This window comes from Pseudomonas auratipiscis (genome assembly GCF_036324085.1).
In the GTDB taxonomy this organism is placed as follows: Bacteria; Pseudomonadota; Gammaproteobacteria; order Pseudomonadales; family Pseudomonadaceae; genus Aquipseudomonas; species Aquipseudomonas auratipiscis.
In genome coordinates, this window is the sequence record NZ_JAZDCU010000011.1 from 155,752 (window position 1) to 170,087 (window position 14,336).

Genomic DNA, 14,336 nt, shown 5'->3' on the forward strand with positions numbered 1-14,336 from the left:
CCGGCCCCCTGCGTTACTCACTGGAGCGACCTGAGCATGTCACTTCACATCCGTGACTTGATTGCCCTCCCCGAGCTCCGCTCTCACCTTTTGAGCGGAGCCGATGGCCTTGAGCGCGAAGTGCGCTGGGCTCACGTTTGCGAGTTGCCCGACCCCAGCGAATGGCTGGGAGAAGGCGATGTGCTGATGACCACCGGCCTTGGCGTTCCCGCTGAGCCCCAGGCGCAACGCGAGTATGTGCAACGGCTTGCCGACGCGGGCATCGCCGGCATGATGATTGGCGAGCACATGCAGGCGCCCGACAACCTCGATGCCCTTGCCGACTGCGCCCAGCAATTGGGTTTTCCGGTAATGCTGACCGAGTACGGCGTACCGTTCGCGGCCGTGACCCGAGCAATCATCGATGCCAACCAGAAAGAGGAATACCAGCGCCGCAGCGCGCTGGCCCGGGTGTATGAAAGCGCCAGACTGAGCATCACCGGCCTGAGCCTGGCGGCATTGGTTGAGCGTTTGGAAGCCGACATTCAATGTCGCCTGTATGTGCTTGTGCTCGAAACACTCCTGCCCTGGGACGAACAACTCGCCCCCTTGCCCGATACCCAGCGCACCGCGCTGCTTGCCAGCCGCCCCCGGCATGGCGAGCAACAACCGATGCTGCGCCGCCACACCTTGCCGCAAGGCGAAGCGTTGAGCATTGAGCTGTCGACCGATCAGAGTTGCTTACTGGTGGTGACCGGCGATCGCTTGCCCGACTATGGCCTGTTGCATCACCTAACCGCGGTGCTTGGCCTGGAAGTACAACGCCGCCAAGCCGAGCGTGAACGCCGTTTGCGACTTGGCTCGGAACTGATAGACGACCTGCTGCACCAGCGCCTCGGCCACGAGCAGGCCAGCCAGCGACTGCACGAACAGTTACCCGGCCTGACCTTGAATCAGGCCGTTTTCAGCGTAGCCCGAGCGCCGGGCCTGCACGGCAAAACTGAAACGCTGCTCAGGCTGCTGAACGAGCGCTTGCTGGTACGTATTCAGGGTGAAGAACTCATCCTGCTGCACGCCGATGGATTGCAGCCGTTGCTGAGCGAGCAACTTGACCTGAACCTGGGTTCAAGCGCCCCGCTGCAGAGTTTGCAGCGCAGTGCAGAAGCGCTGCGTGAAGCCCTGCTGGCCTGCGCCCATACCCACGCCCAGCGCCGGGTGTGCTGCTTTGCAGAACTGGAAACCGACACCCCCTGGCTACCCCGCACCCCGGACGAAGCCATGCGTGCTTTCCGCTCGGTACTGGGCGCGCTGCATGCCTATGACCAAGCACAAGGCACTGCCCTGCTTCAGACACTGCAGGTGTTTCTCGAAGAAAACCGCTCGTGGCTGCACGCCGCCAAACGCCTGCATGTGCACAAGCAGACGCTGGTTTATCGCATCCGCCGGATTGAAACGATCAGCGGCCGATCCATGGACAGTACCGCCGACGTGGCGACACTGTGGTTTGCCCTGCAAAGCCGCTGGGTAGTGGCCGATCTGCCGAACACCCCGTAACTAACGGCCCACACTGCCACCGCCATGGACAGCATCAAAACCAGCCGCGATCATCCTCAAGCTCCGCCCGGCACTGCTTGAGCTGTGCACCATAAACCTTGGCCTGCTGCTCCACCTTGCGCGCGACCTGCATCAGCCAGGGCTTGGCGCGGTAGCTGCCGCGACTGAAACCACCACGGCCCTCGTGGTAGGCCAGGTACTGGTTGTAGGTGTCCCATTTGGAAATCCCCAACTGACGCTGGGTACCTGCGGTGTACCAGCCAATGAACATGACCGCATCATCGAAGTTGTCCCGCGAGCCGCCATTGCCCGTGCCAGCCTTGTACTCACCCCACACCTGGTCCTGAGCCTGTGCATAACCATAGGCCGAGCTGACACGCCCCCACGGAATCACCCACAGCAGGTAGTCCCGCGGTGGCAGCGCATCGTGGATGTAGCTGCTTTCCTGCTTCATGATCGCCATCGCCACATGTTGCGGCGTACCCCACTGCTTCTGCATCTCTAGCGAGTCTTCGTACCAGTCAGGGTATTGGCGATAGATACTGCAGAGGTTGCCCTGATCCCTTGGCGGCGCGGTAGCGCAGCCCGCCAGAATCACCAACATCAGCATGAATACCCAAAACCGCCCTTGTTTCATCAACCGCCCCAGCAAGAAATGAGGGCTTGGTTGCCCTTCGTATATAGCGCAGAACATGAACTGAGCACGCTCCGCTGACCTCCTATGATGACCCATGCCTGGGGAGGGTCACCTGATCGACGACATTGTTTTGTAACGCCAACTCGAGCAAGAACCAGTACTGACGCACACCTGCGCTGATAACCATCATCAGCACAGGTTGCCCAAGCGTTTAGAAATCCCAACGTGTGGTAAACATCACATTACGCGGGTCACCGTAGTAAGCCGTGTTATAGAAGCCGATGTTGGTGTAGTAGTACTTGTCGAACAGGTTGTTGACGTTGACCGATGCAGACAGGTGGTCGGTAACCTGATACTTGGCCATTACGTCCACCAACCAATAGGCCTCTTGGGAAAATTCCTCGTACTGGTTTTTGGGCCGGTTGTAGATGTCTTGCCAGGCTTTGCCCTGCCAGCGCGCACCACCGCCGATGGTCAGGCGTTCAAGTGGGCCTTTGAATTTGTACGAGGTGTAAAAGCTGAGCTGGTCTTGCGGCTCCCAGGTGGAAACCTTGTCGCCATGTTCATCGCGAATGATCTTGTGGGTGTAGCCGGCCTGCGCCTGCCAGCCGGGTGCCAGTTCCCCAGACAACTCGGCTTCAAAGCCTTTGGTTTTCGCATCGATTCCGGTGTAGGCGTAACCGACAGAGGGGTTGGTGGGACTGGAGTTGTACTCGGCGTCTGCCTCAGCACGGTTGCTTTCGTGCACTTCGAAATAGGCCAGGCTGGTATTGAGCCGGCCGTCGAAAAATTCACCCTTGATACCCACTTCGTAGTTTTTGCCTTCGTCCGGTTCCAGCAACTTGTTGTTGCGGTCGCGGTTATAGGTTTGCGGCATGAAGATGTCGGTGTAACTCGCGTACGCCGTGAAGTGTTCATTCAGGTCGTAAGTGACACCGGCATAAGGCACCAGTTTGCCGGTCTCGGTAGAGTCGTAGTCACCGGTCAATTTGTAGTTGGCGACACGGCTGCCAAGCAGGATGTTCAAGTCGTCGGTGATGTTGAAGCGGGCAGTTATATAACCCGCGGTTTGCCGGGTAGTCTGCTCGTTTACTTGGGTTGGCTCGCCCCAGTCCGGCTCGGGGAAGTTGCCGTTGAAGTTCCAGAAGTCGACGACCCGATTACCGTTCACGTAGATCGGTGCGCCGTAGTCCCTGCCTTTCCAGTGCGAGTTGGAGGCCGATGAGCCGACGACCAATTCATGCTCACGACCCATCAGGCTGAATGGGCCGCTAAGGTAGAAATCGGCAGAGTCGGCGCGGGTGGTGCCAGTGAATTTGTTGGCGTAAAGCGTGGACAAGCCGGTGCTGGGAAACGGCCCCAACTGGATAGCCCCCAGCGGTGCGTGGTAACTGTTTTCCTGATGAGTGAACTGCCCCTTGGCCACCCAACCATTGGCGAAGCTGTGCTCCAGGGTCGAGAACACGCTCTGGGTGGTCTGCTCCCAACTGCTCCACTTGGCGCCGTTGTTGTAGGAGCGCGAAGCGTCGATGCGGTCGCCGTTGCGGTCATACAGCGGGCGACTGCCGGACCAGCCCGAACTGGTCGGGTCGTTGTTCTGATAATCGAAGCCCACGGTCAGCAGCGTGTCTTCGCTCAGGTCCGCTTCCAGGGTGCCAAAGTAGACGCTGGTTTTGCGCTGGTAGCGATCCATGAACGCGTGCTTGTCTTGATACGCCATCACCGCACGACCGCGCACATTACCGCTGTCGGTCAGCGGGCCGCTGACGTCGATCTGGGACCGATAGTTGTCCCAACTGCCCGCACCCAGATCGATACTCGCCTTGAAATCGCGCGTAGGTTTTTTGCGCACCAAATTGATGGTTGCCCCGGGCGCTCCGGCGCCAGTCACTAACCCTGTTGCGCCCTTGAGAATTTCAACACGGTCGTAGATGGCCATGTCACTGAGCGTTTGCCCAGACGAATAGGCCGAGTTGCGCAGGGTCGGGATACCGTCGTACTGGAAATTCTCGACCGAAAAACCGCGCGCGTAGTAGTTGGTGCGCTCACTGTCGTAGGTCGATACGGTAATGCCCGGGGTGTGGCGCATAACGTCGTCGATGGAGTTGAGCGCGAAGTCGTCCATGTGCTGGCGGGTGATCACCGTAATGGACTGCGGCGTTTCCCGCGGCGTCAGCACCAGGCGCGTGGCGGTGGCAATGGTGCCCGGCGTGTACGAGCCGGTGCCTTCGGTAATAGTGCCCAACTGGTTGGAGATAACCTCGGTGGCACCCAGCTCCAACGCATCGCCGTTGGCCTTGGTGATAATCACATAACCGCCATTGCTCTGCCTTTGCGCCTGCAAGCCGCTGTTGACCAGCAAGCGTTCAAGCCCTTCCTCGACGCTGTACGTACCGTCCAACCCGCGGGTGGTGAGGTGTCGCGCCTGCTCGGTATCGAACGACAGCGTTACCCCCGCCTGCACACCAAATTGGGTCAGGGCGTTGCCCAGCGGGCCGGCCGCAACGTGATAGGCGGTTTGGCTTTGCGCCATCGCCTGGACCGGCATCAATGCCAGAACCGGTACGCCGGTGAGAGATGCACCGAGCACCGCCATGCGCACGGCGCGCGTTAATCGGGTGGTGGCGTTTGGGGGTGGAAGGGACATGCGGTGATCCTTCTGAGTCATGACAGAAACGCGCTGTAATCGCGGCTTATGTCATTGACGGATGAGAATCAAAATCAGCCAGAACACGGCAAATTAATTTCAGCCGTGGCTTAGGCGGGCTCGATGCTGGCCCAATAACGCGTCAAATAGCGCACTTTCACCGGCAGGGTTTTGCTCAGGTTTTCCAGCACGGTATCGGTGTCATCGATACGGAACACCCCGGAAATACTCAAGCCCTCGACCGCCACGGCGCAGCGCAACACACCGGGGCGATAACGCCCCAGCTCTTCGACAAAATCACCCAGGCGCCAGTCGTTGACACTCAGTAGACCGTTGCGCCAGGCGCTGGAATTGGCCGGCAACGCTGTAGCCGCTTGTACGTGTTCGGTATCAAAGGTGAGCTGCTGCCCGGCCACCAACCGCACCGCGTGCTCGGGGTGATGCAACGAGCGCACCTCAACCGCCGACGCCTGCACGCAGACACGGGTTTGCCCAGCGAGTTGACGCACACTGAATTCCGTTCCCAAGGCGCGCACACTGCCATCGCCGGTATGCACAATAAACGGCCGTTGGGCGGGGTCTTTGGCAGTCTGGATGAGAATTTCGCCACGGTAGAGTGTGATCAGTCGCTGCTGAGCATCGAAGCTTATATCCACCGCTGAATCGACGTTCAGGGTGAGCTGCGAACCGTCGTCCAGACGCAAGCTGCGACGCTCCCCGGCCTTGGTCAGTTGCTGGGCAAACAGTGCGCGATAAGGCACCTGCTCACTGACCAACCAAGTGCCGCCAACAGCCAAGAGCACACCGAGAATTTTCAGCACATCCCGGCGCTGCGCCTGCGCCGCCGTCAGCCCGGACAGCGCCGCGCGTGGCGACACCTGCTGCCATTGTTGCTGCAGTGCTTCCACCCTCGCCCACGCTGCAGCGTGCTGGGGGCTGGCTTGCAGCCACTCACGCCAGGCCTGGGTGCGCGCCTCGCAGGGGTTGCCGTCATTGAGCTGCACATACCAGGTGGCAGCAGCCTCGAGGGTTTGCACGTCCAGCGGCGCGCTCATGGGTTTTCGGCCAGCAACAGGCAGCGGGTCATAGCGCGGATAAGATGGTTTTTCACCGTAGTGACCGACACATCGAATCGTTCAGCGGCGGCGATATAGGTGAGCCCTTCCAACTGCACCGCGAGGAATATGTCGCGGGTTCGACTGCCCAACTCATCGAGCATGGTGTCGATGGACACAAGCATTTCGATGATGCTCAGGCGGATTTCCGGAGAAACGTCCACAGGCTCGGGCTGCAGCGCCAAGGCTTGCAGATAGGCTTGCTCGATGGTGCGCCGGCGGGATTTGTCGATCAGCAGCGAACGCGCGATCGCGCTCAGGTAGCCACGCGGCTCACGGATGGGCTCAGCGTTGCGTGCGGTCATTACACGTATGAAGGTGTCTTGTGCCAGGTCGGCCGCATCGGCGGCATTGCCCAGGCGAACCCGCAACCAGCCTTTTAGCCAACTGTTGTGCTCGCTGTACAGCCGCTGGAGCGCGGTGTGATCAAGTGCCGACATGAGAATGACCGCAAGGTGTTAATGGTAATCGCTCGCATTATCTTGGCCGCTGCCTTGGTATGCAAGGATGATTTCCACCAAGGCGGAGAGTTAGCTGTAGGAAACGGTCGAGCCTTGTCGGTTAATGACGTAGTTTCGTTCATGGTTCGGAGCTGAATCTTCAGAATTTCCCGATTCCATGTAGTCCATTTCCGAATCATACTTTTGCCGCACTTGTGGCATTGCGATGGCCTTATGAGGGCTCTAGTCTCGGCGGGTCGTTGGTGTTCAACGACCGGTTTTGACAGACCGCACTCACCGAAGACATGTGCAAGCTTTATGGCGATTGTACGTGGGGCACCTTCGTGTGCGCCGAGTTCTCCGGTGTTCGGTCTGTCAACCCGCGTACAATTGCCACCCATTTGTTTGACAGCAGATTCGTGGCGACTCCACTCACCGGGAGGCACCATGTTGAAAATCGTTCCTGATCCACCCAATGTCAACAACCAGTCTCTTGAAGACGTCCTCATCCAAATCTCCGAATACATGGTCTGCGCTCTGACCATCGCGCAACAGACAGTCCTGCTGCATTCCAGCGCCCCTGGCCAGGTGCTTACCCTGGCCACCATGCACGAAATCGAAAACGCCCAAAACCTGATCGAAGTGGCCTTGAGCAAGGTGCAGTTGAAGCATTGAATTATGCACAGGCGAGCACCGGCTTTGTTTTGGCAAGGCTGGTTGCTTTCGAATTTGCCTAGAGAACACCAAGCGTAAAGCATCTGATGTGCCTCAGCTCTTCTCGCAGAGCTATGCACCAATATCGTCCAGAAAACCAATGCCCTTCGCAGAGTCGGCGGTTTTGATTGAGCGCCTTTACCTAGACTCAACGATTTTGTGCTCGCTTGAAACTTGAAACATACTTACCAGATACAGAAATTACCGAAGGAGCATACCGAAAAAACGCAAAACAACCTCATCAGAAAATATGATCTGCTAGGACAAAGCGGTCTACTCTTTCCCCATGAGAATGCTGCACAATCAGCAACTCTGAGAAGGAGAGCCCATGGAGCAAAACACCTTAAAGCTGATCGTGCAAGTCGCGGGGGTTGGCGGCTTGGGCCTAAGCGTTCTTCTTATAATATATAGAGAAATAATAAGAAAGAATATATTCCCGACACTCGGAAAGAGTCACGCCTACAAAATAATAATGACGATAATTGGTTGCACGTTCATAGTTTCCCTAGCAGGTCTTTCTTCATGGGTTTGGATACAAACTCACCCCCGTAACGAGGAGCGTGAAGCTAACCCATGGGACCGACTTGATGGAGAGTACAAACTTATGCTGCTCGACCTTGCTAAGCAGGGATGCTATTTCTTCAAGTGGAATAATGCGGACATACTGCAAACACCTGATTTCGTGTATGCGGCTCAAGCACAGTATGTTAATGAGAAAATTGCGGCCGTTGCTGAACAAGATCGTCTAATCATGGTGGGCTTTGCTGAGTCGGGTGGACCCGATGCATACGCACAAAAGCTCAGTGAGAGATATGCAGATAATGCCAAGAGATACATAGTTAACACCTTCAACATCCCGGATAATGAGATAGCAACCGTGGGAGTCGGTCACGCAGGTAATTCACCCCGAGTTGACGATTATTTTTGTGGTGCCAAGCTAATACATGAATCCGAACTTAATGAAATTATCAAAAAATAATTTCCAAGATGGTCGCTGAAGCGATGCGTCTAAACATGGTGCTCCTCAAAGCGCCCGCTACAACCGAGGCCAAGGGCGACTCAAAGGCAAATAGTGCAAATTTCGCAGACGGCCCATGAGGCATGGCGCGTTTAAAAGTTGGAGCGGGTAGCTCCAACTTTTATTTAGGTAAAATTATATATCAATAAGCCGATTTACCATGCAACGAACCAGCCATGCTTGATCGGAATTGAGTCCCCCAATGACCATCAACATTGGTAATAATATAAAAAGAGTCAAAAGTATGACCTGGAATAGGTTTGCCAGCCTTGTCCAGGCGTGTAAATGAAAGCGCTACATGATACTTGTTTGCATTCCCCTTTCCGTCACTACCAGACTGAACAACATACCGGTAGTCCCAACGGGTATTTTCCCATCCAATTTGCTTTGCAAGCTGCTGCAAATTTTGGTCTTTTGCATAGGCTTCAGGTGTTTGCCAAACAGTGACTTGGTTACCAGACATGCGCACATGTGGGTAGTTGAGCGTCTTGGCCCAGGTTAATTCATCTTTGGCATTGAATGTTGTCAGAAAGTTATCCAACGCTTTGCATGGAACATCAAACTCCTGACTATAATTGCCCTTCGCATCCTTTGCGCAACTGTCTGGCAGGTCAGCGTGAGCGGTTGCTGCAAAGGCTTGGGAGGCGGCAATCCCTGCAACCAAAAACAACGGCGCTTTAAATACAGATTTCATAATCACTCCTTATTATTTTACATCTACAGTCTGGCACCCTGCGACAAAACAGGATTTATTTAATATCGCTTGAAAGATCAAGCCCTTCAAGTGCGAGAAATCTTACGATGACTCACACATTCTCATTGCAGACCAAACAGCGTCTCTGAGGTGATTCTGCGGATTGAACCATCCGTGAGTAATTTTGACTGCTCCGGATCATGGCCATAGAGGATAAAAGCCCCTTTAGACTTCAACTGCTTAAACAAGTTAAAGTTATTAAGCATTCCTTGAGCATCATTCACTACCATTGCATCGGGAAGCGTCATCTTTTCAAGCGAAGCCTTTAAGTAGCAAGCATCCGCGGTAATGACGACTTCTTTACCATCTACCTTGACTTTAAGTGACTGATGCCCGGGCGTGTGCCCAAAGCTAGGAATTAGCACAACCGACCCATCACCGAAAAGATCATGCTCTCCATCGACCTCAAGACGGTCGTGACCTAAATCATAATGTCGAGGTGAATATATTTCTTTTTCGATATTCTCTTCATTTTTAGCGGCTTCCCACTCACGCTTTTGAATAACCAATTGTGCGTTAGGGATACAAGCATTCCCACCACAGTGATCGAAATGCAGATGAGAGTTAATGATGAAGTTTATCTTTAGTGGGTCGACACCAAACGCTTCCAAACGCTTAGCTACATCCTCACCAGGCACAAAGTTAACCGAAGTTAAATCAGCAAAAACGCCGAGTGAGTTTTTTACCACATCCGGATCTTTGGACTGCAAGGGCAATTCAAGCCCTGTATCAAACAGGACTGTACCCTTGGGATGCTCGATCAAATAGCACGGCACTGGAATTGCCAGATCACCAGTTTCACCAGCCATAAAAAAACCATAAGGCATAGTGATCCAGCCACAAGTCATTGCATATAATTTAACTTCTTCCATCGCTATAGCCCTTTGAATAATAATGGTTAGGCTTTAATATTTCAGGCAATCAATAATTTCAGTTAGATTAATTCTAGCAGATCACACTTCTGCCCATAACAGCCAAGCCTGAAAACTTGACCATTAAAACAGAAATACAGCAAATTTATTATGAAAACAAAACCAACTTCCCCTTACCAGGCAGCCCGATAGATCGCCTCGATATCTGCAGCTGTGAACTTTCGAGGATTGTTGCGCATCAACCTGTCAATATTGCTGGCCTCCTCGGCCATTGATGCCAAAGCGTCCTCTGGAATATTGAAAGCGCGAAGGCCGTTAGGGATGTCTACCGCAGCACACAGTTCAGCCATTGCATCGACACTCGCGTCTGCAGCCTGGCTATCGCTTAAACCGACGATATTCACGCCCATTGCCTGAGCGACGTCGCGAAGACGCTCCGTACAGGCAAGTTTGTTCCAGCGCATTACATAGGGCAGCAGCAAAGCGTTGCTAACGCCGTGTGCGATTTTGAAGCGTCCGCCCAGCGGGTAAGCCAGCGCATGTACTGCTCCCACGCCTGCGTTTCCAAAAGCCATACCAGCCATAAGACTCGCCGTAGCCATGTCTTCCCGAGCCACAAGATCATCGGGGTTGGCATACGCTTTAGGCAAAGCGCGAGCAATCAACTTGATGGCTCCAAGAGCAATTGCATCGGTGATCGGTGATCGATTGATCGAAAGGTACGCTTCGATCGCATGCACAAGCGCATCGACACCGCTGGCAGCGGTTACGTTACGTGGGCACGTGCGCGTCATGACTGGGCTCACGAGAGCCACGTCAGGCAGCAGGTAGTTGCTCACAATGCCTTTCTTGAGCTGCGCATTTTTGTCGGAGAAGATCGCCACGTTAGTGACTTCCGAGCCCGTGCCTGCCGTAGTAGGAATCGCGATCAGTACAGGCCCCTTGCGGCTTACTTGATCGACGCCGAACAGCTCGTCCAGCGTGCCATCGTGTCCTGCGAAAGCCGAGACACCTTTCGCGATGTCGATAGCGCTACCGCCCCCCAGCCCAATGAGCCCATCATGACCACCCTCGCGAAATGCACGGGTACAATCTTCGACCAAACTGATCTCAGGCTCTGGTTGAACTTGGTCATAGATGCCATAGCGGCGGCCCCCTATGTGGGCCAAGGCGAGGTCAACTGTACCCGACTTGAGCAGGATCGCATCGGTCACGATTAATGGATTATTGACCTTCAGCCGGGTCAGCTCAGCGTCCAGCTGTTCAACCGCGCTGGAACCGGTCAGGAGTTTATTGGCGATCAGAAAGGTAGAAACACTCATCGGCTCATCCTCATTTTTTTTATTGAGATGAACCAGGAGAGAACAAAACATGTGCCAATTTCTTGAAAAGCCCGGGCTAGAAGGGTTTACCTCGTTCTTGCTAACCGCTGACACGACTACGTGATCACAATTTCAATCACAAAAGCGACTACCGATTAGAAACCTAATCAGATCTTTCCCAGCGCTTCATCTTCTGGACGATGGTTGCTTGGCTCACACCCAGCGCTTTGGCTGCCAGGCGCGTGGTCTTGTGGACGCGCATTGCTGAAAGGATCGCGCTCCGCTCTGCGTTTTCTAGAACCTTGCGCAGCGGCAGGCGATTTTGATTTAAGCGATCATCGTGCAGGTTAAGGATCTCCTCAGGGAGGTCCAACGCCTCAATCGTTTCACTTTCGCAAACAACTACCAAACGTTCGACCAGGTTGATCAATTCGCGAATATTCCCAGGCCATGCATAATCACAGAGCAGGTCTAGGGTCTCTAGCCCCCAAGACATGTTGCGCTCATAGCGCTCGTTGAACTGCCTTAGGTAATGCTCCAACAGCGTGGAGATCTCTCCGGCGCGCTCGCGAAGCGCGGGAATGCGGATAGGCACCACGTTCAGTCGATAGTACAAGTCAGCGCGGAACAACCCCTGCTCTACTCTCTGTCGCAAGTCATGGTGGGTGGCGCTTATGATTCGGATATCTACTTCGCGCAGTTCAAGCCCACCCACGGGTATGAACCGCTTCTCCTCGATGACCTTCAGAAGCTTGACCTGTAGCGACAAAGGAAGATCGCCAATTTCGTCAAGAAACAACGTTCCGTGATTCGCCAGTTCCAGGAGCCCTCGCTTACCTTTGGCCGCTGCGCCAGTAAACGCCCCAGGCGCGTAGCCAAACAACTCCGCCTCGATCAGGTTTTCCGGCATTGCTCCACAGTTGAGCGGAATGAAAGGTTCCTTGGCCCGAGCGCTAGAATTGTGAATGTACTGAGCGACGAGACTTTTGCCGACCCCCGTCTCCCCTAACAGCAGCACCTTCACGTCACTGCCTGCTACGCGTCGTGCCTGTGCGAAAAGTGGGCCTGATTGCGCCTGGTCAAAGACCAGCGAAGACTGAGCCAGTTTTCTGTATTCACCCGCATGCAACTGCGCTGTGCTCTGACGCAGCTTCTTGAGCCCAGCGAGCTCATCGCGCTCATGCTTCATACGCAGAAGCTCGGTCATGTCACGTACGGCGCTGACCACGTAGCTGATGCGGCGATTCTCGAAAATAGGGGTGGCACTCACCAGCAGCTTCTTACCGTTACTAAGGCTCTGCATGACAGAAACCGGAGCGCCTTGCTGAAGTACGCGCAAAGATGCGGATTGCGAAACGACACCGTCGCGCACCAGGTCGTGCATGCTGCGTCCAATGAGCTGTTCGCTCTGCAGTCCAGTCAGACGCTCATACGCGCTGTTTACCTTAACTGTAATCCCTACCCCATCCGTGATGTACACGCCGTCGTGCAGGGCGTTCAGAATCGTATCGAATGTCTGGCCGGTAAAGTTCAAGGCAACGCTCCGAGATAGTAGAGTCGTAAGTGTAACGTTTGCTAGCTCATTGTGAGCCGTCTCTGGTTTCTCAGACATTTCCTTGGATAGGATTCATGCCAGTGTCTTAGGTGCACTCACCCTCATGCATGGATGGCTTTCCGGAAGGCGGAGAGCTTGCTGTAGGAAATGGTCGAGCCTTGTCGGTTATTGGCGTGGTTTCGCTCATGGTTTGGCGCTGAATCTTCAGAATTTCCCGATTCCATGTAGTCCATTTCCGAATCATACTTTTGCCGCACTTGTGGCATTGCGATGGCCTTATGAGGGCTCTAGTCTCGGCGGGTCGTTGGTGTTCAACGACCGGTTTTGACAGGCCGTAATTGACCTCTAGAGCACGTGCCCGCGTTATGGCGGCTGTACGTGGGGCACCTTGTGTGCGCCGAGTTCTAGAGTCCTCGGTCTGTCAACCCGCGTATAGCTGCCACCCACTTGTTTGACAGCAGGTCTGTAGCAGCCCCACTAGGCTCTAGAGGTTCGCATGTTGAAGATCGTTCCAGATCCACCCGGCGCTACTAAACAGTCTCTCGAAGACGTCCTCATCCAAATCTCCGAATACATGGTCTGCGCTCTGACCATCGCACAACAGACAGTCCTGCTGCACTCCAGCGCCCCTGGCCAGGTGCTTACCCTGGCCACCATGCACGAAATCGAAAACGCCCAAAACCTGATCGAAGTGGCCTTGAGCAAGGTGCAGTTGAAGCATTGAGTTATGCACAGGCGAGCACCGGCTTTGTTTCGGCAAGGCTGGTTGCTTTGGGGCTGGGTGTTTGGTGAGGGGGTAAACGGGACCGCGGGATGCCTACGAAATGCGGACCACCTGTTAATCAAACGAAGAGGGACGCAGGCAACCGATAGCCATGGCGACAATACTGTCGAGCAATGCTGAAGACTCCAGTTGGGCTGGCATATCTTCCAGCACCGAACGGATCACACTGCGCAAGCCTTGTCCGAGCAGATAAGCCGCCAGGGCCGGGTGCTCGGTGGTGACCTCGTGCTCGTACATCTGCAAAAGCGGTAACCAGGTCGCTTCGATGAATTCACCCGTAGTTTGGTAAGGGCCGCGCCACATACCGAGGTGAAGCGCTGAGTGGTAACGCAAATGAAAGACCTTGTTCAATTTGAACAGTCGCGTTTCAACCCGAATGATATTGGCCAGAATGTCGCGCAGCGCCGACTTCAATGGCACGCCCACCAACCTTTCGCGCACCTTCAACAGCTCCTCGGACTCCTGGTCGAGAATGCGCTCGTACAACAAGGCTACGATTGCGTCTTTGTTGGGGAAGTATTGGTATATCGAGCCGACTGCAACCCCTGATATTTCCGCAATACGGGCGACGGTCAGTGACCCCTCGCCTGATTCATCCAGAATCCGCAGGCACGCCTGCTCCACGGCATCCACCAGCGCGCGCGAGCGTGACTGGCTCGGGCGCTTGCGTAATGCGGGAAGCTGCCCCGCCGAAGCTATTCGGTCCATCGTGGTTTAACCGCCCTTGTTGTTATTAGAAATCCGAGCGCTGCATTTTGAGCTGCACCAAGTAATTAATAAATATTAAATAAATCAATTAGTTACCTAGTTAATTAAGCACTTTCGGAATGCGAATATCTCGACCTTGGGCAGATGAGTATGATCGTTTTCGTCGATCAGACAACGTCCAAATGCGCAGTGATGCGCTCTACAAGATCGCAAGCTGTAACCCAACCGGGAGATTGC

At 54.7% G+C, this 14,336-nt stretch carries 13 protein-coding genes; 4 read left to right on the forward strand and 9 right to left on the reverse strand.

Features of this window, described 5'->3' with window-relative positions; translation table 11 throughout:
- Nucleotides 1-36: 36 nt before the first annotated feature.
- Nucleotides 37-1,533, forward strand: coding sequence for a PucR family transcriptional regulator (locus V0R60_RS16825; RefSeq protein ID WP_330080068.1), 1,497 nt, complete (start codon nt 37-39; stop codon nt 1,531-1,533).
- A 34-nt stretch (nt 1,534-1,567) separates the two neighbouring features.
- Here V0R60_RS16825 and V0R60_RS16830 read toward each other — a convergent pair whose 3' ends face one another.
- From V0R60_RS16830 to V0R60_RS16845, 4 genes are all read right to left on the reverse strand, one after another.
- A complete protein-coding gene (locus V0R60_RS16830; protein ID WP_330080067.1) occupies nt 1,568-2,170 on the reverse strand; it encodes a transglycosylase SLT domain-containing protein in 603 nt (200 codons plus the stop codon).
- A 211-nt stretch (nt 2,171-2,381) separates the two neighbouring features.
- Nucleotides 2,382-4,817: a TonB-dependent siderophore receptor gene (locus tag V0R60_RS16835; RefSeq protein WP_330080066.1), complete on the reverse strand. Its 2,436-nt coding sequence runs from the start codon at nt 4,815-4,817 to the stop codon at nt 2,382-2,384.
- Between the two features lie 110 nt (nt 4,818-4,927).
- Complete coding sequence (locus tag V0R60_RS16840; RefSeq protein WP_136478877.1) at nt 4,928-5,860, reverse strand: FecR domain-containing protein; 933 nt, start codon at nt 5,858-5,860, stop codon at nt 4,928-4,930.
- Between the two features lie 8 nt (nt 5,861-5,868).
- Nucleotides 5,869-6,372: a sigma-70 family RNA polymerase sigma factor gene (locus tag V0R60_RS16845; RefSeq protein WP_136474579.1), complete on the reverse strand. Its 504-nt coding sequence runs from the start codon at nt 6,370-6,372 to the stop codon at nt 5,869-5,871.
- Between the two features lie 447 nt (nt 6,373-6,819).
- Here V0R60_RS16845 and V0R60_RS16850 point away from each other — a divergent pair, with 447 nt between their 5' ends.
- Both V0R60_RS16850 and V0R60_RS16855 read left to right on the forward strand, forming a co-directional pair.
- Nucleotides 6,820-7,047 (forward strand): hypothetical protein, encoded by a 228-nt coding sequence (locus V0R60_RS16850; protein ID WP_136474578.1) that lies wholly within the window; start codon nt 6,820-6,822, stop codon nt 7,045-7,047.
- Nucleotides 7,048-7,414: 367 nt separating this feature from the next.
- On the forward strand, nt 7,415-8,065 hold the full coding sequence (locus tag V0R60_RS16855) for an OmpA family protein (RefSeq protein ID WP_330080065.1): 651 nt from the start codon (nt 7,415-7,417) through the stop codon (nt 8,063-8,065).
- Nucleotides 8,066-8,246: 181 nt separating this feature from the next.
- Here V0R60_RS16855 and V0R60_RS16860 read toward each other — a convergent pair whose 3' ends face one another.
- The 4 genes from V0R60_RS16860 to V0R60_RS16875 all read right to left on the reverse strand — a co-directional run bounded on the left by V0R60_RS16860 (nt 8,247) and on the right by V0R60_RS16875 (nt 12,664).
- Nucleotides 8,247-8,798, reverse strand: a complete 552-nt coding sequence (locus V0R60_RS16860; protein ID WP_330080064.1) for a hypothetical protein — start codon at nt 8,796-8,798, stop codon at nt 8,247-8,249.
- Between the two features lie 122 nt (nt 8,799-8,920).
- Complete coding sequence (locus V0R60_RS16865; RefSeq protein WP_330080063.1) at nt 8,921-9,730, reverse strand: N-acyl homoserine lactonase family protein; 810 nt, start codon at nt 9,728-9,730, stop codon at nt 8,921-8,923.
- Nucleotides 9,731-9,903: 173 nt separating this feature from the next.
- Complete coding sequence (locus tag V0R60_RS16870; RefSeq protein ID WP_330080133.1) at nt 9,904-11,052, reverse strand: iron-containing alcohol dehydrogenase; 1,149 nt, start codon at nt 11,050-11,052, stop codon at nt 9,904-9,906.
- A 163-nt stretch (nt 11,053-11,215) separates the two neighbouring features.
- The gene (locus tag V0R60_RS16875; protein ID WP_375547282.1) at nt 11,216-12,664 is read right to left on the reverse strand and encodes a sigma-54 interaction domain-containing protein; all 1,449 of its coding nucleotides are present in this window, start codon (nt 12,662-12,664) and stop codon (nt 11,216-11,218) included.
- 439 nt (nt 12,665-13,103) lie between these two features.
- Between V0R60_RS16875 and V0R60_RS16880 the strand changes: the two genes are divergently transcribed.
- Nucleotides 13,104-13,331: a hypothetical protein gene (locus V0R60_RS16880; RefSeq protein WP_330080061.1), complete on the forward strand. Its 228-nt coding sequence runs from the start codon at nt 13,104-13,106 to the stop codon at nt 13,329-13,331.
- Nucleotides 13,332-13,445: 114 nt separating this feature from the next.
- Here the strand turns inward: V0R60_RS16880 and V0R60_RS16885 are convergent, their stop codons facing one another.
- On the reverse strand, nt 13,446-14,099 hold the full coding sequence (locus V0R60_RS16885; protein ID WP_330080060.1) for a TetR/AcrR family transcriptional regulator: 654 nt from the start codon (nt 14,097-14,099) through the stop codon (nt 13,446-13,448).
- Between the last annotated feature and the right edge of the window lie 237 nt (nt 14,100-14,336).

Excerpts from the sequence above, each read along its gene's own strand:
- V0R60_RS16875 (WP_375547282.1), bottom strand. The coding sequence starts at position 12,664 with ATGTCTGAGAAACCAGAGACGGCTCACAATGAGCTAGCAAACGTTACA.
- V0R60_RS16865 (WP_330080063.1), bottom strand. The coding sequence starts at position 9,730 with ATGGAAGAAGTTAAATTATATGCAATGACTTGTGGCTGGATCACTATG.
- V0R60_RS16870 (WP_330080133.1), bottom strand. The coding sequence starts at position 11,052 with ATGAGTGTTTCTACCTTTCTGATCGCCAATAAACTCCTGACCGGTTCC.
- V0R60_RS16825 (WP_330080068.1), top strand. The coding sequence starts at position 37 with ATGTCACTTCACATCCGTGACTTGATTGCCCTCCCCGAGCTCCGCTCT.
- V0R60_RS16830 (WP_330080067.1), bottom strand. The coding sequence starts at position 2,170 with ATGAAACAAGGGCGGTTTTGGGTATTCATGCTGATGTTGGTGATTCTG.
- V0R60_RS16885 (WP_330080060.1), bottom strand. The coding sequence starts at position 14,099 with ATGGACCGAATAGCTTCGGCGGGGCAGCTTCCCGCATTACGCAAGCGC.
- V0R60_RS16860 (WP_330080064.1), bottom strand. The coding sequence starts at position 8,798 with ATGAAATCTGTATTTAAAGCGCCGTTGTTTTTGGTTGCAGGGATTGCC.
- V0R60_RS16880 (WP_330080061.1), top strand. The coding sequence starts at position 13,104 with ATGTTGAAGATCGTTCCAGATCCACCCGGCGCTACTAAACAGTCTCTC.
- V0R60_RS16835 (WP_330080066.1), bottom strand. The coding sequence starts at position 4,817 with ATGTCCCTTCCACCCCCAAACGCCACCACCCGATTAACGCGCGCCGTG.
- V0R60_RS16845 (WP_136474579.1), bottom strand. The coding sequence starts at position 6,372 with ATGTCGGCACTTGATCACACCGCGCTCCAGCGGCTGTACAGCGAGCAC.
- V0R60_RS16850 (WP_136474578.1), top strand. The coding sequence starts at position 6,820 with ATGTTGAAAATCGTTCCTGATCCACCCAATGTCAACAACCAGTCTCTT.
- V0R60_RS16855 (WP_330080065.1), top strand. The coding sequence starts at position 7,415 with ATGGAGCAAAACACCTTAAAGCTGATCGTGCAAGTCGCGGGGGTTGGC.